15 protein-coding genes are annotated in these 19,044 nt (G+C 54.6%); all 15 read right to left on the bottom strand.

Annotated elements, in window-relative coordinates:
* Positions 1 to 75: 75 nt before the first annotated feature.
* A complete protein-coding gene (locus H7F31_RS17740; protein WP_187099859.1) occupies positions 76 to 357 on the bottom strand; it encodes a YlmC/YmxH family sporulation protein in 282 nt (93 codons plus the stop codon).
* 410 nt (positions 358 to 767) lie between these two features.
* Complete coding sequence (gene sigG / locus H7F31_RS17735; RefSeq protein WP_087567858.1) at positions 768 to 1,550, bottom strand: RNA polymerase sporulation sigma factor SigG; 783 nt, start codon at positions 1,548 to 1,550, stop codon at positions 768 to 770.
* A 283-nt stretch (positions 1,551 to 1,833) separates the two neighbouring features.
* Entirely contained in the window at positions 1,834 to 2,556 is a 723-nt protein-coding gene (gene sigE / locus H7F31_RS17730; protein WP_087567695.1) for an RNA polymerase sporulation sigma factor SigE, read from the bottom strand.
* Positions 2,557 to 2,580: 24 nt separating this feature from the next.
* A complete protein-coding gene (gene spoIIGA, locus H7F31_RS17725) occupies positions 2,581 to 3,516 on the bottom strand; it encodes a sigma-E processing peptidase SpoIIGA (RefSeq protein ID WP_187099858.1) in 936 nt (311 codons plus the stop codon).
* 197 nt (positions 3,517 to 3,713) lie between these two features.
* Positions 3,714 to 4,829, bottom strand: coding sequence for a cell division protein FtsZ (ftsZ, locus tag H7F31_RS17720; protein ID WP_187099857.1), 1,116 nt, complete (start codon positions 4,827 to 4,829; stop codon positions 3,714 to 3,716).
* A 23-nt stretch (positions 4,830 to 4,852) separates the two neighbouring features.
* Positions 4,853 to 6,094, bottom strand: coding sequence for a cell division protein FtsA (ftsA, locus tag H7F31_RS17715; protein ID WP_087567692.1), 1,242 nt, complete (start codon positions 6,092 to 6,094; stop codon positions 4,853 to 4,855).
* A gap of 417 nt (positions 6,095 to 6,511) precedes the next feature.
* Entirely contained in the window at positions 6,512 to 7,270 is a 759-nt protein-coding gene (locus H7F31_RS17710; RefSeq protein WP_187099856.1) for a cell division protein FtsQ/DivIB, read from the bottom strand.
* Between the two features lie 86 nt (positions 7,271 to 7,356).
* Entirely contained in the window at positions 7,357 to 8,637 is a 1,281-nt protein-coding gene (gene murA, locus H7F31_RS17705; RefSeq protein ID WP_187099855.1) for a UDP-N-acetylglucosamine 1-carboxyvinyltransferase, read from the bottom strand.
* Positions 8,638 to 8,652: 15 nt separating this feature from the next.
* A complete protein-coding gene (gene murB, locus H7F31_RS17700) occupies positions 8,653 to 9,564 on the bottom strand; it encodes a UDP-N-acetylmuramate dehydrogenase (protein WP_187099854.1) in 912 nt (303 codons plus the stop codon).
* Between the two features lie 572 nt (positions 9,565 to 10,136).
* Positions 10,137 to 11,234: a stage V sporulation protein E gene (spoVE, locus tag H7F31_RS17695; protein ID WP_187099853.1), complete on the bottom strand. Its 1,098-nt coding sequence runs from the start codon at positions 11,232 to 11,234 to the stop codon at positions 10,137 to 10,139.
* 46 nt (positions 11,235 to 11,280) lie between these two features.
* The gene (gene murD, locus H7F31_RS17690; protein ID WP_187099852.1) at positions 11,281 to 12,729 is read right to left on the bottom strand and encodes a UDP-N-acetylmuramoyl-L-alanine--D-glutamate ligase; all 1,449 of its coding nucleotides are present in this window, start codon (positions 12,727 to 12,729) and stop codon (positions 11,281 to 11,283) included.
* A 110-nt stretch (positions 12,730 to 12,839) separates the two neighbouring features.
* Positions 12,840 to 13,796, bottom strand: a complete 957-nt coding sequence (gene mraY, locus H7F31_RS17685) for a phospho-N-acetylmuramoyl-pentapeptide-transferase (RefSeq protein ID WP_187099851.1) — start codon at positions 13,794 to 13,796, stop codon at positions 12,840 to 12,842.
* 4 nt (positions 13,797 to 13,800) lie between these two features.
* On the bottom strand, positions 13,801 to 15,219 hold the full coding sequence (gene murF, locus H7F31_RS17680; RefSeq protein WP_187099850.1) for a UDP-N-acetylmuramoyl-tripeptide--D-alanyl-D-alanine ligase: 1,419 nt from the start codon (positions 15,217 to 15,219) through the stop codon (positions 13,801 to 13,803).
* Positions 15,216 to 16,703: a UDP-N-acetylmuramoyl-L-alanyl-D-glutamate--2,6-diaminopimelate ligase gene (locus tag H7F31_RS17675; protein ID WP_187099849.1), complete on the bottom strand. Its 1,488-nt coding sequence runs from the start codon at positions 16,701 to 16,703 to the stop codon at positions 15,216 to 15,218. Before H7F31_RS17675 ends, murF begins: the two co-directional genes overlap by 4 nt.
* A gap of 68 nt (positions 16,704 to 16,771) precedes the next feature.
* Positions 16,772 to 18,712: a stage V sporulation protein D gene (locus H7F31_RS17670; RefSeq protein ID WP_187099848.1), complete on the bottom strand. Its 1,941-nt coding sequence runs from the start codon at positions 18,710 to 18,712 to the stop codon at positions 16,772 to 16,774.
* Between the last annotated feature and the right edge of the window lie 332 nt (positions 18,713 to 19,044).

Below are 19,044 nucleotides of genomic sequence, written 5' to 3'. Positions count from 1 at the left end.
CTGTCGTTAAGCGCTGCGCATCTACGGGCAGCGGCTTGTATTGACTTTTTGAACATCCTCTACAAGTGTATACGCTCAGGTCCGCACATGCAACTCATCCTCTTCATCCCGAATAGGCTTGGCTTCATCCATTCGGACGAGCACCACGTCCGCACCGATCTTGACAATGTTGCGCCAAGGGATGACGACCTCCGTGCCGCCGTTGCCGAAGAAGCCGAATACCTTCGTAATCTGAGGCACGACGATGGAATCGATTCGTCCCTGTCGCAGATCAAGCTCCAGGTCGCTTACATGTCCCAGCTTTTTGCCGTCAACTATATTAATAACATCCTTGGCTTGGAAATCCGATATTTTCATTTATGCTCACCACTCTTCCGGCGGAATTGTTGCACTGACCGTGCTGTCATTTTCGTCCTTTGTATAGTATATGATCCATTCGCCTAATATGTCCGGCCTTAAGTGAAAAATACGACAACGTTTACGTTTAGCTTACTTAGACTCCACCAAACCGCCGCTTAGAAAGGAATCTAAGTTTGCACCTCTCCCTGCTCACCTGCCGATGACTGCTAATCAGAGTTACTTTTCGGTTCATCGGCGTTTTTAACGCCTATGGCTTCTCGTTACCTACTTGTCTGGTATGTCGCATAATTTCCTAAATAACAAAAAAATCCTTTTCCCCACCGAAAGCGGAGAAAAGGATTTTCGTCGGACGTCTAGGACGTGTATGGTCTTACGCATTCATAGCGTTAATGTATTGCACTCCAACTTCAAGTTTTGACGTGCTTCTGCATTTGCTGAATGGCCGATTTCTCCAGCCTGGACACCTGCGCCTGGGAGATACCGATCTCGTCGGCCACCTCCATCTGCGTCTTTCCTTCGAAAAATCGCATCGACAGAATCATTTTCTCCCTGTCGTTGAGCTTATGCATCGCCTCGCGCAAGGCAATCTCCTCGATCCAGGATACATCCTTGTTGCGATCATCGCTGATTTGATCCATCACGTAGATGGGATCTCCCCCGTCGTGGTAGATCGGCTCGAACAGCGAAACAGGATCCTGGATGGCATCCAGGGCGAAAACGACATCTTCTTTGGGCACGTTCAGCGCCTCGGATATTTCGAAGATCGTTGGTTCCCGCGAATTTTTATTCGTCAGGCTGTCGCGTACTTGAAGCGCTTTGTACGCTATATCCCTCAGGCTCCGGGACACCCGGATCGGGTTGTTGTCGCGCAAGTATCGCCGAATCTCGCCGATAATCATCGGCACGGCATACGTCGAGAACTTGACGTTCTGGCTAAGGTCGAAATTATCAATCGCCTTCATGAGTCCGATGCAGCCAACCTGGAACAGGTCATCCACAAACTCTCCCCTGTTGTTAAATCGTTGGATAACGCTAAGCACGAGCCGCAAATTGCCGTTAACCAGCTTCTCTCTTGCTGCCCACTCGTTCCTGGTCTGCAAGGCCGTGAACAACTCGCGCATCTCGACATTGGTCAGAACAGGCAATTTAGCGGTATCCACTCCACAGATCTCGACTTTGTTTCGGGTCAACGTGATTACCTCCCAAGGAGCAACATTAATGTTCATTATCTCCCTGGGTCCTCATTTTATTCCTGCTCCCGACAACCTTCGACAAGCGTATTTATATTTAAATTTCACATAGAAGAAAAAAAGTTCAGTTTTCAGCACCGAGAAGGTTGAATGAAACTAGGATCTGAGGAGCGGAGCTTAGCAGAGCTAAGTGAGCACCGGAAGTTCCGGTTGAATTCAAGATTCGACGTCGAATACGCTCCTTGAAATAACATCGTGATCAAAAGTGGACTTTTTTTCATCCTTAAACCATTTTGTTGAATTCTTTGCGGAGTCGTTTGATGATACGTTTCTCCAGCCGGGAAATATAGGACTGCGAAATGCCGAGCATGTCTGCTACATCCTTTTGCGTCTTTTCCTCGCCATCGGCCAATCCGAATCGCAGCTCCATAATAATGCGCTCCCTCTCCGACAACTTATCAAGCGCCTTATGAAGAAGCTTGCGATCCACTTGTTCCTCGATATTGCGGTAGATCGTATCGTTCTCCGTCCCCAGCACGTCCGACAAAAGCAGCTCGTTGCCGTCCCAATCAATGTTAAGCGGTTCATCGAAGGATACTTCCGTTCTCGTCTTGCTATTGCGGCGCAAATACATCAATATTTCGTTTTCGATACAGCGCGAGGCGTAGGTGGCAAGCTTGATTTTTTTCTCCGGATCAAACGTGTTGACCGCCTTGATGAGACCGATCGCGCCGATGGAGACAAGATCCTCGATATGAATGCCGGTATTTTCGAACTTGCGGGCGATATACACGACCAGACGCAGATTGCGTTCAATTAACATCGCGCGTATGGCCGAGTCTCCGGATGGCAGCTTCTCGAGCAAGTACTCCTCTTCTTCGCGGGACAATGGAGGCGGAAGCGCCTCACTCCCGCCGATGTAATAAATTTCTTCGCTTTTTAGTCCGAATAAAAATAAAATTCGATAATAATATAACTGCATAATGAGTTTGTACTTGACGAGCATCTGGCCCATCCCTCCCCTGATGAATTATGCGGAACCTTGTGACGGTTGTTGTACCATTGACGGATGGATTATCGCTTGATAGGTCCCATCTGCTGTCAGCTTGCCGCCGTCTAACCCGATTAGCACTCTGCTTGTTTCGAAAACTTGCCCTTCCCTCATGATCTGGACAGAATCCGGCTTGACCGCCAACATGAATTGCGAGCCCCTGTTTACGCCGCGGAACGGCACCAGCCGCATCCGGTCCTGCCACGGGAACGGCTCCGTATCTTGCCCGGCAATAAGCCGGTCGACCTGGGCATCGCGGATGCCTTTCATCCACACTGCCGGAATTTCAGCTTCCCATCGCGACGCCTCCATAACCATGACCGGCGTTCTCGTAAGCGGATCGTACAGCTGGTTGCCTGTGTCGATCAGCCCGGTGCAGCCATACTCCGCCTCTCCGATCCTAATCGTCACATCCGCCAGATGCGTGCCGATTAAGACTTTCTCCCGTTTCTGCGATAACACGGACCGATACACGTAGATTCCGATAACAAATGCGGCGACGAAATAAAAGATGCCGAGTTTGAGCTCCGCATGGACGCTGCCGCCGGAGAACGTGACCGTCCTCCATACTTCGCCGGAACCCTGCATAAACAGATAATAGAGTCCCAAAACGGCGCCTGCGGCTACGAAATTAACGGCATAAAACGCTAACGTCGTTCGAATGAAACGCTGCAGGGAATGAAAACCGAACGTGATCCATATCATGATGAGGGAGAAGCCGATTTTTACGCCTAACGTGAACAAAAATGACAATTGCGGGAATAACATGAGCACCACATAACAAGCTCCAAAGACGGAAGCAGCAAGCACGCGCCAAGGCTTGGGCCTTATATGGCAAGCCCAGGCGGTCGTCAAAAGAACGGCGCCGTCAACGAGCAGCTCTCGCAGGAATAAAATATCGATATAAATCGCCATGCCCAACCCCTTCCATCCTGCCCGGCAGTGGCCGCTATCGTAAGTGGATGCCCGCTTCAACGATTGAGATTAGTATATGGTAATCCTATTTCAAAGTCTGTCTATTCATGACGGTATCGGGTATCTTTTTTTGTCGAGATCCAAAAGAAAAAACGCCTCTCGGACAAGCCGAGAGGCGTTAATAGTCTAGTAAGGGATTATCTATCACGAGGCTGCTTGCGAAGGAATGCCGGAATTTCCAGCTGATCGCTGGATGTGCCGGATCCGAAAGGCTTCACGCTGGACGATGTTTGGGAAGGTCTCGTGTCTACCTGCTCTACCGGAATGGAACCCGGCTTGCGCTGAGGAGCGGCAGATGCCTTTGCCTCGAATCCAGTCGCGATGACCGTTACTTTGATTTCGTCCTTTAAATCTTCGTCGATAATTGCGCCGAAAATCATGTTTACATCGGGATCGGATGCGGAGATGACAATCTCAGCCGCTTCGTTTACTTCGTACAGGGACAAGTTGCTGCCGCCTGTAATGTTCATGATGACGCCGCGCGCGCCGTCGATCGACGTCTCCAGGAGCGGGCTCATGATAGCTTTTCGAGCGGCTTCGGCTGCGCGATTTTCGCCGGCTGCGATACCGATGCCCATCAGGGCGGAACCGCGTTCCGTCATAATTGTTTTTACGTCCGCGAAGTCAAGGTTGATGAGACCTGGTACGGCGATCAGATCGGAGATGCCTTGTACTGCTTGTCGAAGCACGTTGTCCGCTTCGCGGAAAGCTTCCAGCATCGGCGTTTTTTTGTCGACGATTTCCAAAAGGCGGTCGTTAGGGATAACGATGAGCGTATCCACCTTCTCCTTGAGCGCCTCGATGCCTTGCTCGGCTTGGCCGGAACGTTTGCGTCCCTCGAACGTGAACGGGCGTGTTACGACGCCTACCGTCAGCGCGCCGCACTCGCGGGCGATCTCCGCAATGACAGGCGCAGCGCCTGTGCCCGTTCCGCCGCCCATACCTGCCGTTACGAATACCATGTCCGAGCCCTTGAGTTGGTTCATGATGGCTTCGCGGGATTCTTCCGCCGCTTTGTTGCCTACATCGGGATTGGCGCCGGCGCCAAGGCCGCGCGTCAGCTTGTCGCCGATTTGCAGCTTATGCTCCGATTTGGCAAGGTGCAGAGCCTGGGCATCCGTGTTCACCGTAATGAACTCGACGCCCTTGACTCCATTTTCGATCATACGGTTAACGGCATTGCTGCCACCGCCGCCAACGCCGATTACTTTTATTTGAGCGAGCGTTTCAAGCTCCATGTCGAATTCCAACATCTCTCATTGTCCCCCAGTCAAAGTCAAATAAATTCGTTAAACATATTTTTGATCCGTTCGAACATACCGGGTTTGGATGGAGCTGCGGGACTGGCTTTGCGGCTTGCCGCTTTCTTCGTGACGCCTGAGCCTCGTACTCCCATATATTTGGACACGTATTGTATCATGCCAACACCGCTGCTATATGCGGAATCCTTTACGCCGATGTAGTCAGGCAAAGCGATGCGAACCGAGGACTCTAGTTCCACCTGCGCAAGCGCAAGCGTCCCTGGCATGGCGACGGCGCCGCCGGTCAACACGTAGCCATTAACCTTGTCGCCGTAACCCAGCCTGCGAACCTCTTGACGGATGAGATGGAAGATTTCCTGCATCCTCGGTTCGATAATGCTGGCCAGATCCTTTTGCGAAAATTCCTTCTCCATATTGCTTCCCATTCGTGTAACTTTAAAGCGGACATCGTCCGCAGCATCGCCTACATTGGCACAGCCATACTTGAGCTTGAACTTCTCCGCTTGATCGCTTTGGGTCCGTAATCCGTAGGCGATATCGTTCGTGACGAACTCTCCGCCGATCGGCAGCGTCGATATCGCAGCCAACCCGCCTTGATCGTAGATGGCGATCGTGCAGGAGCCTGCGCCGATGTCCGTCAGAACCGTGCCGATAGAACGTTCGTCTTTCGTCAGCGACATCATGCCGGAAGCAAGCGACAGCAGAATAACGCCGGAAATTCGCAAACCCGCCTTCTCGACGCAGCGCATAAGATTATGTATCGCTGTCTTCGTGCCGGTCACGATCGTAGCTTCCACTTCCAGGCGGACGCCGATCATCCCTCTAGGATCGGATATGCCTTCCAATCCGTCTACCAGGTATTGCTTGGGAACGAGATTGATGATTTCGCGTTCGGGAGGCAGTGCGACAACTTTAGCCGCCTGCAGCACGCGCTCGATATCTTCTTCTCCGATTTCCCTGTCCTCATTAGATACCGCAACTACGCCATGATTGGTCTGCAATGCAATATGATTGCCTTGAATCCCGACATAAACGTCGGATATCTGAATGCCTACCATGCGTTCTGCATGCTCGACCGCGGCGCGGATCGAATGCACGGTTTGGTCAATATCGACGATAGCTCCCTTGCGAATACCTTCGGAGTCGGCAGAACCCACTCCAATAATATTAATGGCTCCATTGTTCATCTCGCCGATAATAGCTCGAACCTTGGATGTACCGATGTCCAAACTGACGATGATGTCGTTGTTGCTCAACTCGCGGCACCTCCGTTTCCAATAATTAGTATCTCAAGTTATGTTTACCCAATAAGAATGTAGAAGTTCCAAACCTTGCCGTCAATAGATTCTTATTAGAGATAAAAACGACCTGCACACTCAGCCGCCCTTCTCGGAACGTCCGGGAGCATAGGCTTTCTCGCTAGCTGGCGTTGCTAGTACGCAGCGCCCGTCATTTCTGATCAAAAAATGAACAAGTCTCTCTACATATTCAACAGACTTTTTAGTTTCCCTCTTTTTTCAACAAATTTTTCAGAATTATTATTTTCACTGTCGAAAGGGCGATTTCGTTGTCTTAAAAAGAGGGAGTTTGTCGCCGGGAAGGCGCGCCGTTACGGCAAACTTACTCCAAGCTAGTAAAACAAATTCTATCATTCTTTTAAACGAATGAGTAGTCTATTTTTCATTATCGCCATCATTTTCCGAATCGTCGGCATGGAACGGAACATACGTGTCCGCCAGCAGCATCGTAATCTTGCCGGGCTCCTGCGTCTCGATTACCGCGTTCAACGCTTCAATCTTGTCCGGCAGTACCGAAACGGCGGTAATGACCTCAAACTTGGTTCGCGTATACATCCTGATCCGGTCGGGATAAGCCTTGGATGGAATGGGAGCAATCTCCGACAAATCCGACAGCTGCTTCTGAGGGATTAACGCAAGCTGCTTTGTCAGCTCTCGTTTAACGGAGTCTTCCCCGTTCCAGCCTGTCAGGATCGGCTTGTCCAAAAGATAGCCGTCCGTTCTCGCCTCCACGCTGGCACCGCTCGAGAGCAGCGCTTGCACAGTGCCGTCCGGCATCAGCTCGAACGCGACGACGGGATGCTCTTTCACCTCAATCTTGATAACGCCGGGGAACACCTTGACGACCTTGGCTGATTCGACCTGGGGCAACTGTTCTACGCGAGAGGCGATTTCTCCGGACGAGGTCTGGAAGAAGGCGTCGCCAATACTTACGGCGGCGGCTTCCTGTACTTGCTCCTTGGAGGTATGCTCCATGCCTATTGCTTGAATGTCGGATATTTTGCTAATCGATGAATTAAAGAACAGCACGGCCAGCAAGGCGGCGAACAATAGCAATAGAATGGCAAGCAGCTTCTTGTTGCCTTTGCGTTTGCGGGCGGGTTCTTTAAGCACCGGCATGTTACCGCTGCTCATAACTTGTCCCTCTTTCCTGCAAAACGCCGGCTTCCCTGGCACGGTTTCTCCAGAAAAGCCGAACGCTTCGATCTAACTGCATGATGTCATCTGGCTGGTTCGTTATTAGGCACGGGCGAGAATCGGGATATCCGGGCGCCGAGCTTCGCAAGCATATGCTCGATCCGGTCGTAGCCACGATCGATGTGATGCACTTGCTCCACGATCGTGCGTCCCTGCGCGGCGAGTCCCGCGATGACCAGGGCGGCTCCGGCCCTAAGATCCGTCGCTTCCACCGTAGCCCCGTAAAGACGGGTAACGCCGCGTATAAATGCTGCATTCATGTCGACGCGGATATCGGCTCCCATGCGCGACAATTCGCCGACATGCTTGAGACGGCCTTCGAAAATCGTTTCCTTCATGATGCTTACCCCGTCGGCAAGCGTTAGAAGCACCATCACCTGGGATTGCAAATCCGTCGGAAAGGCGGGGTAAGGAGAGGTGACGATTCGCTCGATCGACTTCGGCCTTGCGGCACTATCAACCTTTATTATATCACCGTCGACTACGATTTGAACACCTGCGCGGCGCAGAACATGTATCAGGGAGGAGAGGTGGGCGGGCTGGGTGTTTTGCAGCGTGACCGCGCCGCGCGTGGCGGCGGCGGCGACCATGATCGTGCCGGCTACGATTCGGTCGGGAATGATCTTGTAGCGGCATGGAGTAAGTTCGGCAACGCCGTCGATCGTAATCGTATCGGTGCCTGCCCCCATTATCTTCGCGCCCATAGCGTTCAAGAAGCGCTGCAGATCCTGAATTTCAGGCTCTCTGGCCGCATTCGTCAGCGTCGTGCGTCCTTCCGCCAGGACGGCGGCCATCATCAGGTTTTCGGTCGCTCCGACGCTTGGGAAGCTAAGATGGATATCGGTGCCCGTCAGCTTGCCGGACCTGCACACGATGCGGTTGCCGATTTCTTCGATCTCGGCCCCCAGCGCCTCTAAACCTTGCAGATGAAGATCAATCTTTCTTTCGCCGATCGCGCAACCGCCCGGCTGGTAGACCTGAGCTTCGCCGAACCTTGCTAGAAGCGGTCCCATGAGAAAGATCGAGGAGCGCATCTTGTTCATCAGCGTCTCCGGTACATGGGATGTATGAAGCGCGGTCGTATCCAGTACGACCGTCTCGCCGACGTGCTCGGCGCGGCATCCTAATTCGCGCAAAATGTTCAGCATAACTTCGATATCGAGCAGCCTTGGCACCGAATCCAGTGTAATCGTGCCTTCAGCCAGCAGACTGGCAGCCAATATCGGCAAAGCGGCATTTTTCGCTCCTTGGATAACTATGGATCCTGAGAGAGGTTTCCCGCCTTCAATCACCAATTTGTCCAATGTATCACCTCCGAATTACCGCTCGCCCACCACCCGAACCTCCGGCACCAGCTTCACGCCTGCGCGTTCTTCCACAGTGCCCTGGATGTGAGACATGAGGGCGAGTACATCTCTAGCTGTCGCTTGCCCGGTGTTTACAATAAAATTGGCATGTTGTTCGGATACCTGCGCCCCCCCGATGGAGAAGCCCTTTAGTCCCGCCTCTTGAATCAACCTCGCGGCGAAGTCGCCCGGAGGATTACGAAATACGCTGCCGGCGCTAGCCAACTGAATCGGCTGCGTGCGCAGCCTCCGTTCCTTGTAGGTAGCCATCGCCGAAGCGATTTCCATGCGGTCTCCCGCCGCCAACTCGAAGCCGGCTTCTACGACGGTGCCCCGTTGTTCCTGCAAGATGGAATGGCGGTAGGCGAAGCCCATGTCCTCAAGCCCGTAACGAACCAATTCTCCTGTCTCCAGTACAATGTCAGCATACTTGAAAATACGCGACACATCCGATCCGAGAGCCCCCGCATTCATGTAGACGGCGCCTCCGACCGTTCCCGGGATCCCCCCTGCGAATTCCAGGCCGGTCAGCCCCGCCTTGCCCGCCATAACGGACAGCTTGATGAATGAATAGGCCCCGCCGGCTATAGCCGTTGTCCCTTCGAAGGTAACGTAATCCAATCCTCCGGACGGTTTGATCACAGCTCCGCGAATGCCCTCGTCGCTAACTAGCATATTGGAGCCGCGGCCCAGATTGATCCATGGCACCTCATGCTTATGCAGCAGCTTGACTGCGGTGATGAGTTGTTCTTTGGTGCGTGGAAGGATAACCAGATCGGCCGGTCCGCCGATCTTCCATGTTGTGTGCTTCGAAAGCGGTTCGTTCAGCAGCAGCTGCAGTTCCCCTGCCGCCGCTTCCCTAAGTTCCGCTATGCATGCTTCCATTGTGACTTCCTCCTTCATTGCTGCGGATGCAGGCATTCGCCGCAACTCCATTGTGTGATCCTCCGCTTCCGCAGGTGACGGTCGCGAATATAGGGTATATTATGCCTTGCGCCGATGTTGTGTGACAGACGCCTATTTTAAGGTAGTTCAAAAAGTCCGCTTTCCATCACGGAGCATGCCTGGCGGCATGGCCGGCGTCGAATATTGCATGCAGGCGAAACTTCCGGTGCTCACGTAGCTCGGCTACGCTCCGCTCCTCATTTTCTACCTGCCTGCAATCTTCTCGGTGCTGAAAACCGAACTTTTGAACCTTCATTTTAAGGTAGTTCAAAAAGTCCGCTTTCCATCACGGAGCATGCCTGGCGGCATGGCCGGCGTCGAATATTGCATGCAGGCGAAACTTCCGGTGCTCACGTAGCTCGGCTACGCTCCGCTCCTCATTTTCTACCTGCCTGCAATCTTCTCGGTGCTGAAAACCGAACTTTTGAACCTTCATTTTAAGGTAGTTCAAAAAGTCCGCTTTCCATCACGGAGCATGCCTGGCGGCATGGCCGGCGTCGGAGATTGCTAGCTTATCTGGAATAACGCGAAATGTTGAGCAAAATGCCGAGCGCCGTAAGCAAAAGCGTCAGCGAAGAGCCTCCGTAGCTCACGAGCGGCAGTGTAATGCCCGTGACAGGCATCATGCCGATAACGACTCCGATATTGATCAACACCTGAACGCCGATGATGCCGGTAATGCCGACAGCCAGGAAGCTGCCAAACGTGTCCGGGGCCGCGATAGCGGTCCGGATCCCTCGCCAGACGACGACCAGAAATAACAAGATGATAGTGGCTCCGCCGATAAAACCAAGCTCCTCGGCGAGAATGGAGAAAATGAAGTCCGTCTGCGGCTCGGGCAGGTAGCTGAACTTCTGCCTGCTCATGCCGAGCCCGAGGCCAACAAGACCGCCGGGGCCGATGGCAAAGAGGGACTGGATAATTTGATAACCTCCGCCGAGCGGGTCCGCCCACGGATCAAGAAACGAAGTAATGCGCTGCAGGCGGTATGGAGCGGCCAAAATCAACCCGACGAAGCCGGCTACGCCGATCATCGCCAGTCCGCCTAAGTGAGCCATCCGGGCACCAGCCGTGTAGATGAGAATGAGCGACGCGCCGACCATGACGGAGCCCGTGCCCAAATCCGGCTGCAGCATTATAAGGCCGAACGCCAGACCCACAAGCCCTAGCGGCGGCATAAGCCCTTTCGTAAACAGCGTAATATTTTGCTGCTTCTCCGACAGCCAACGGGACAGAAACAGAATCATGGCGAGCTTCATGAATTCGGAGGGCTGGATGCCGAAGGAGCTGATGCCGAGCCAGCTTCTCGCCCCGCCCCTCACAACCCCGATACCGGGAACAAGCACGATAACAAGCAGGCCGAAGCAAACGATCAGCGCGGCAGGCGCCCATTTTCTCCAGTTGGAATAATGGGTGTTCATAGTAAATAGTAACGCACCGACGCCCAGTCCGGCAAATAGTAGCTGGCGCTTCACATAATAGAAGCGGTCGCCGAATTCATGGAGGGCGAGCACCGCGCTCGCGCTGTATACCATGACGAGACCGATTGCAAGAATAAGCCCAATGGCGGCGAGCAGCCAAATATCGGGGGCAGAACGCGCTTTTGCCATAGCGAACACACCTCTTAGCATGGGAAAGTAGGGACAGGCCCCCTACTTACAAGGTATGCGCCGATTGTTTAAACATGCTCCCTCTTTGTTCGTAGGATTGAAACATGTCCCAGCTCGCGCAAGCAGGCGACAGCAGCACTGCATCGCCCGGCTCCGTCATCGCGAAGGCCCGGACGACCGCCTCGCGAAGCGTGGATTCGGCGTCCTTCTCAGCGTTCACCGTTTCTATCCTCGTTAAACCTGCAAGATTCGCGACATGCGCAAGCTTGTCGCGAGTCTCGCCAAGCGCCACAAGTCCTTTGATTTCCTTAAAGAGCGGCAGCAGCTCCATATAATCCGAGCCCCGGTCGAGCCCTCCCGCCACAAGAACGATTGGCTCCGTCAGGGACCTTGCCGCCATCTTCGTTGCCGTCGAATTTGTATCCTTGGAGCTGTTGTAGAATTTCACGCCGTTTTTCTCGCATACGTATTCGAGGCGATGTTCTACGCCTTTGAATTCGCGCAGCGGCGCGGCCAATGCGTCAGGCGCGGCTCCGGCAGCGACGCAGGCCGCGATCGCCGCGATCGCGTTCGCCGCGTTATGGCGTCCGAGAAGGCCAAGCTCGGCGACAGGCATGATGACGAGCTCACGGCTCTCGGACCCCGCTCCTCCGCCAGCAGTGCGGTATACGATATGACGCTGAGCTTCGGCTGCCTTATCGGCCTCCCCTTCGCGCGTGTAAGGAGGATCGATGTAGACGCCTTCCTCCAGCTTCTCATAGAGCGAGAAGGGCAGCAGCTTTGCTTGCAGGCTCCGTGCCGTCTCCCTGCATACGGGATCGTCCCAACCCAGCACCGCCGTATCGGACGCCTGCTGATTGGCGAACAGCTTGCGTTTCGATGCCACGTAATCTTCCATGCCGCCATGATAGTCGAGATGCGTCTCCGCCAGATTCAGCAGCATCGCGATACGCGGCCGGAACTTCTCTGTCCCCTTCAACTGGAAGCTGCTGAGCTCGGCGACGATCCAATTGTCCGGCGTTGCATCCTGGACGGCATCGCAAAGCGGCAAGCCGATATTGCCGGCTACGATAGGCTTTTTGCCCGCCGCTTCCAGCAGCATGCCGATCAGCGTAGTTGTCGTGGTTTTGCCGTTAGAGCCGGTAATGCCGATAATCGGAGCAGGCGAGATCAGATAAGCCGCCTCCACCTCGGTCACGACGTCTACGCCCCGCTCCAACGCTTCCCGTACGGGAGGCGCGCTGTACGGAATACCTGGATTTTTGACCATAAGCGCCGTATTGGCGTCAATCAGATCCTCCGGATGATGTCCGCAAATAACGGTAATGCCCAGTTCTTCAAGCTCGCCCGCCTCGGGGCTGCTCTCCCTATCCTTCTTGTCATTGACGACGACGTCGGCGCCCAGCTTGTGGAACAGCTTGGCTACGCTGACGCCGCTCTTCGCAAGGCCGAGAACGACGACGCGCCGGCCGCGGTAATCCGCAGGGTGATTCATGCAGCGACAATCCCTTCTATGTGCATAAGTACGCAGGAAGCGGCTCTCGTAAGCGAGAACCGCCTTTGCGCCTGTTTTATGGAGTGTGAATATTTAATACATGTTACCTCTTAAATGACGAACAGGATGCCCGCGGCCGCAAACAACAAGCCCACCGTCCAGAACACGGTAACGACCTTCCACTCGGACCAGCCGATGAGCTCGAAATGATGATGGATCGGACTCATTTTAAAGATCCGCTTGCCCCGCAGTTTGAAGGAGGCGACCTGCAAAATGACGGACAGCATTTCGAGGACGAACACGCCGCCGATCACGATCAGAAGAAGCTCCGTCTTCGTCAGAATCGCGACAGCCGCGATACCGCCGCCGATGCCGAGCGAACCCATATCGCCCATGAATACTTTGGCCGGGTGAGCGTTGTAGACCAGGAAGCCGAGCACCGCTCCGATCATGGCCGCCGAGAAAATCGCGGATTCATGTTCGGACGTCTGCAGCGCCACAATCATGAACGCGCCGAACGCGATTGCGCTCGTCCCTGCCAGCAGTCCGTCGAGTCCGTCCGTGAAATTGACGGAATTGCTGGCCGCGAACATGATGATGACGACGAACAGATAATAGAACCAGCCGAGATCGAGCCCCGCGCTTGTGCCGGGAATCGTAATCTCGGTGCTGTGCCCCATATTGTACAGCAGCACGCAGACGATGGCCGAAAAAAGGAGCTGGCCGAACAGCTTCTGCCAGGCCGTTAAGCCAAGCGATCGTTTGAAAACGATCTTGATATAGTCATCCAGGAAGCCGACGAGACCAAAGCCGAGCGACGCCGTCAGGAGCACCCAGAACTCGCTGGATTTGTCGGCGAATCTCACGAATGCGATAACCAGCGCAATCATTATAATAATGCCGCCCATTGTCGGCGTGCCGCTTTTCTTTAGATGGCTCTCTGGACCTTCCGTACGAATCTGCTGACCGAACTTGAGGCGCCGGAGCAAAGGAATGAACAATGGTCCCAGCAGAACCGTTATAAGGAAGGATACGCCGATTGCGAATAAGTTGACCATCATGTCCATTTCCTCACCCCTTCTCCAAAGCTTGGACAACTTGTTCCATCCGCATTCCTCGGGAGCCCTTTACAAGCACCAGATCTTCGGGCTGCAGCCGGTTCTTAAGCCAGTCGGCGAGTGTATCCTTGTCATTAAAATGGATCACGCGGCCCGCCTCGTCAGCCTCGCGAAGGCTTGCTTTCGCGCCTTCGTGCGTATTGGCCGATAACGGTCCGCAGGTAAGTACGCCCTCTGCCGCATCCGGCGTCAGATAAGCGCCGATGCCGCGGTGAAGCTCCGCTTCTTCCGGGCCGAGCTCAAGCATATCGCCCAGCACGATCCAGCGGCGGCCGAAGCTCTCGAGTCCGCCAACCAAATCGATAGCCGCGCGTACGGCAGTGGGATTGGCATTGTACGCGTCGTTTAAAATGACGGCGCCGTTAAACGCCTTTACCGGCTCGATGCGCATGCCTGTCAGCTTGAGCTCTTTAAAGCCGCGATGGATGGCTTCCGCAGGCACGCCCATAAATCTGGCGGCGGCAATCGCGGCAAGGGCATTGCTAATATTATGACGACCCGGCACCGGAATATGAACGGTTCCGAGTCCGCTTACTTGTCCCCGGTGCAACGCCGCGAATACGCTCTGATCCGGATGGAGCCGAATGTCGTCCGCAGACCATTCGTTATCCGCTCCAAGACCGAATGTCCGGAGAGTAACGCCTTCAGGCAGCGCCGACTCTGCAAGTCCTTCCTTCAACAGCGGCTCGTCGCCGTTGTAGAGCAGGACGCCGTCCTCGCCAAGGCCAAGCGCGATCTCCAGCTTTGCCTTCGCGATGCCGGCCCGCGAGCCAAGATGAAGCAGATGCGCGTCGCCGATATTCGTAATAATGGCTAGATCGGGAGACGCAAGCTTCGTCAACAGCTCGATCTCGCCGAAGCCGCTCATGCCCATCTCCAGCACGGCAACCTCCGTCTCCTCGTCCAGCTTCAAAAGCGTCAGGGGCAAGCCGATGTGGTTGTTCAGATTGCCCTCCGTCTTTAGGACCGAATACTGTGTGGACAACAAAGCAGCCGTCATATCCTTGGTTGTCGTCTTGCCGTTGCTGCCTGTAATGCCTACTACTCGCACCATCAGCTCGTTCCGGTAAGCGGAAGCGAGCCGTTGCAGTGCGGCCAGGGTGTCTCTGACAACTAGGAAGGCCACATCGGGGAGATCAGCGGGGATGTCGCGTCCCTTCTGCCACAGCATCGCTTTGGCGCCGTTCTCGGCCGCCTGCGCCGCGAAGTCGTGTCCATCAAAGCGTTCTCCGACGAGCGGGACGAACAGGTCGCCTCCGCCTCCAACCGCTCTCGAATCCGTCGTCACTCCGCGGAGCAGCATATCCTCATGGCCGCCCTGGCGCTTGGCGCCGCACATGGCCGTCATTTGTCCTACAGTACGTTTAATCAATGTAAAAATCTCCTTATCGCGTCTTTTGCCGTTAATCGATCGTCGAAGTCATGCACCTCTCCGCCGATCAGCTGGTAGGTTTCATGACCTTTCCCCGCAATCAATACTACATCGCCTTGGCTTGCCATTTCAACCGCTTTTTCAATCGCGCGCTTCCGATCGGGAATGACGGCGTAGCGATCTCCATCCGAACCAGCCGCAATCACCCCTTCCATTATATCGTCGATGATGGCAAGCGGGTCTTCCGTCCGGGGATTGTCGGACGTCACGATCATATAATTCGCAAGCTCGGACGCGATTCGGCCCATCATTGGGCGCTTCGCCCGATCACGGTCGCCGCCGCATCCGAATACGCAGATAATACGGCCTTCCGCGAATTCCCGCGTCGCCTGCAGCACGTTCTGCAGGCCGTCCGGCGTATGGGCGTAATCGACGATTACGGCATAGTGCTGGCCCTCTTCCACGCTCTCCACGCGGCCCGGCACTCCGGGAATAGCAGACAGAGATTCCGCTATAGCAGCAAGAGGCACGCCTTCCAGCAGCGTCGCCGCTATTGCGGCAAGCGCGTTGTAGACGTTGAACTTGCCTCGCAGGCGGAGCTCGATCTTGGCTTCGCCCCGGAATGTCGACACCCGGAATGATGTCCCCCTCGCCGTAATCCGAACATCGCTTGCCCGGACATCCGCCGGATTTTCGATGCCGTAAGTCACGACTTCGGCCGCCGTCATTTTCCGGAAGCGCTCGGAAGCCTCGTCGTCCGAGTTGAGCACGGCGAAGGAACGTTCCTCCTGCCTTGCCTCATAGACGTTGCCGAGCCGCGAGAAGAACAACCCTTTGGCATCCGCATACTTATCCATCGTGCCGTGATAATCCAGGTGGTCCTGCGTCAGGTTGGTAAAGATCGCGGTCCGAAACCGGCAGCCCTTGACCCGCCCTTGGTCCAGCGCATGCGAGGATACCTCCATCGCACAGTACTTAACGCCGCTTTCTCTCATCTCTCCCAAATAACGCTGGAGCTCATGAGAATCCGGCGTAGTGCCTTCCATGGGATAAGCACGGCCTTCGAAACGCCGCTCGATCGTCCCGATCACGCCGGTGGATTTTCCGCTGTCGTTTAGAATCGTTTCCACCAAATAAGTTGTCGTCGTTTTGCCGTTCGTGCCCGTTACGCCGATCAGACGCACGCTGTTGCTGGGATAACCATTGATATGGCTCGCAATGACGGCAGCCGCACCTCTCGCATCCTTTACGATCAGCTGCGGAATATCCAGCGGAAGGGGCCGCTCTGCGACAAGCGCCGCCGCTCCGCAATGAACCGCCGCTTCGGCATAGCTATGGCCGTCCGCCTTGTGCCCGGGAATGCAGATAAACAGATCTCCTTCCGCAACAAGCCGGGAGTCTCGTGTTATCCCCGTAAATTCCGTATCTCCGTCCCCTATTAACCTCGCTGTAACGAGCAGCTCCGTAAGTTCTCTTAGACGCATCCCTTCCATGCCTCCCTCGAATACTCTGACGGAATACTATATGCCGCCCAGAGTAAACGCGTTAATGGCTAGTGGGAATGCGGAATGTCTTCTTCGTCGCCGAGATAGATGCGGATAGTCGAGCCCCGGTCGACTCTCGCCCCTTCAGCCGGCGCCTGCCGGATGACAACCTTGCCGGAGCCCGCGGTGGTCAGATTGAAGTTCATATTCAAATCCTCATACAGATCGGAGACGCTCTTGCCGATCAGATTCGGCACGGTAACGATCGGTGTTTCCCCGTACTTGTACAGCCTGTCAATCTGCGACTCCCTGCGAGGAACCTCCAAAATCGTTAGCGCATCCTCCATCATATTGCGTACGATAGGGGCCGCGACCAAACCTCCGAACTGGATGCCTTGCGGATTATCGACCGCCACGTAGATGACGATCTGGGGATCGTCCGCAGGCGCGAAGCCGATAAACGACACGATATGCTCATTGGGCGAATAACGCCCGTTAACGACCTTCTGCGCCGTTCCCGTCTTGCCTCCGACCCGGTAACCGTCGATGAACGCGTTGCGTCCTGTACCCTTTGCCACGACGCTCTCCAACGCTTCTCTCACCTGCTTCGAAGTCTCTTCCGAAATCACGGTACGCACCGCCTCCGGCTCCACTTCTTTGACGACCTCTCCCGTATCCGGATGGATGAGCGCCTTCGTTACATGGGGCTTATACAAAGTTCCGCCGTTAATCGCAGCCGATACCGCCGCGATCTGTTGAATCGGGGTCACAGAGACGCCTTGACCGAACGCCGTCGTCGCAAGTTCTACAGGCCCTACCTGACTCAGCTTGAACAGGATCCCGTTTTCTTCTCCGTTAATGTCGATCCCCGTCTTCGTGCCGAAGCCAAAGTCCCTGATGTATTGGAACAGCGTTTCCTTGCCTAACCGGTTGCCTAACGTAACGAAACCAGGGTTGCAGGAGTTTTCGACGACTTCAAGGAACGTTTGGCTGCCATGACCGCCTTTTTTCCAGCAGCGAAGCCTCGCTCCGCCGACCTCTATCGCTCCCGGATCGAAAAAATGTTCGTTTTTGAGATTTACCTTTTTCTCCTCGAGCGCGGCGGCCAACGTAATGATCTTGAATGTGGAGCCCGGCTCATACGTCATCCAGATGGGAAGATTCCGATTGTACACCTCGCTCGGCACTTCCTGATATTTGTCCGGCTCGTAGGTTGGCCTGCTCGCCATGCCGAGAATTTCTCCGTTCTTCGGATTCATGGCGATCGCGATGACGCTATCCGCTTGTAGGCCTGTCATGGCCTGATCCAGCTCTCGCTCCATGACAGCCTGTATTTCCTTGTCGATCGTGAGCTGCAGCGTCAAGCCTTCTTGCGGCTCAACGTATGTATCGGACGAATTCGGCATCTGCCGGCCAGCCGCATCGGACAAGAAGGATACGTTGCCTTGAATGCCGGTTAGCGCTTCGTTGTATTTCGACTCGATGCCGGTGAGACCTTGATTGTCGATGCCCGTGAAGCCCAGCATGTGGGCAGCGAGACTGCCGAACGGATAATGCCGCTTGCTGTCCTCTGCGACGACGATGCCTGGAAGGTTGAGCGCACGGATCTCATCGGCCTTCTCCGGCGTCATCTTTCTGCCGCCCGGCCCCAACCGGACGATCATTTCTTTCGTTGAAATTTTTTTGAGCAGCGTTTCCTGAGACATGTCGAGCAATGGAGCAAGCGTTGCTGCCGCCGCTTCCTTCTCTTTGACCTGCACGGGTATCGCCCATACAGTGGGCGTGCTTATATTATAGGCTAGCTGCACGCCGTTGCGATCCCAGATTTCGCCTCGCTTCGCGACATAGGGAATGTCGCGCCTCCACGAATTTTCCGCTTTCTCTGCAAGCTCTGCGCCTTTGTACAGCTGTACATAGCCAAGCCTTAAACATAGGGCGATAAACGCCACGCCTGCGAGAATGAGCACGACGAACAACCGTCGCCTAACCGTTACGTTAGATACCTTCATCGTAGAAATCCCCCTCTTCGCCTCCAGCCTTGCGAATAAGCGTGCACTGACGCTCATTCCCAGACTATGAAACACAAGAGAGGGATAGAACAAGCCCCTGATATGGTAGTTCAAAATGTTCACTTTTGATCACGACGCTGCTCGAAGAAGCTTATTCGACGTCGAATCTTGCACTCAACCGATTCTTCCGGTACTCACATAGCTTACAGCCATGCTCCGTTCCTCAGATTCTAGTTTCGTACAACCTTCTTGGTGCTGAAAAGCGAACATTTTGAACCTTTATTGGAATGGCAGTTCAAAACATCCACATCCACATCCACCTCTTATTCGAC

The organism is Paenibacillus sp. PAMC21692 (assembly GCF_014303795.1).
Taxonomy (GTDB): domain Bacteria; phylum Bacillota; class Bacilli; order Paenibacillales; family Paenibacillaceae; genus Pristimantibacillus; species Pristimantibacillus agaridevorans.
Note: the sequence above shows the minus strand (reverse complement) of the source record. Positions and strands in the feature narration are given on the sequence as shown.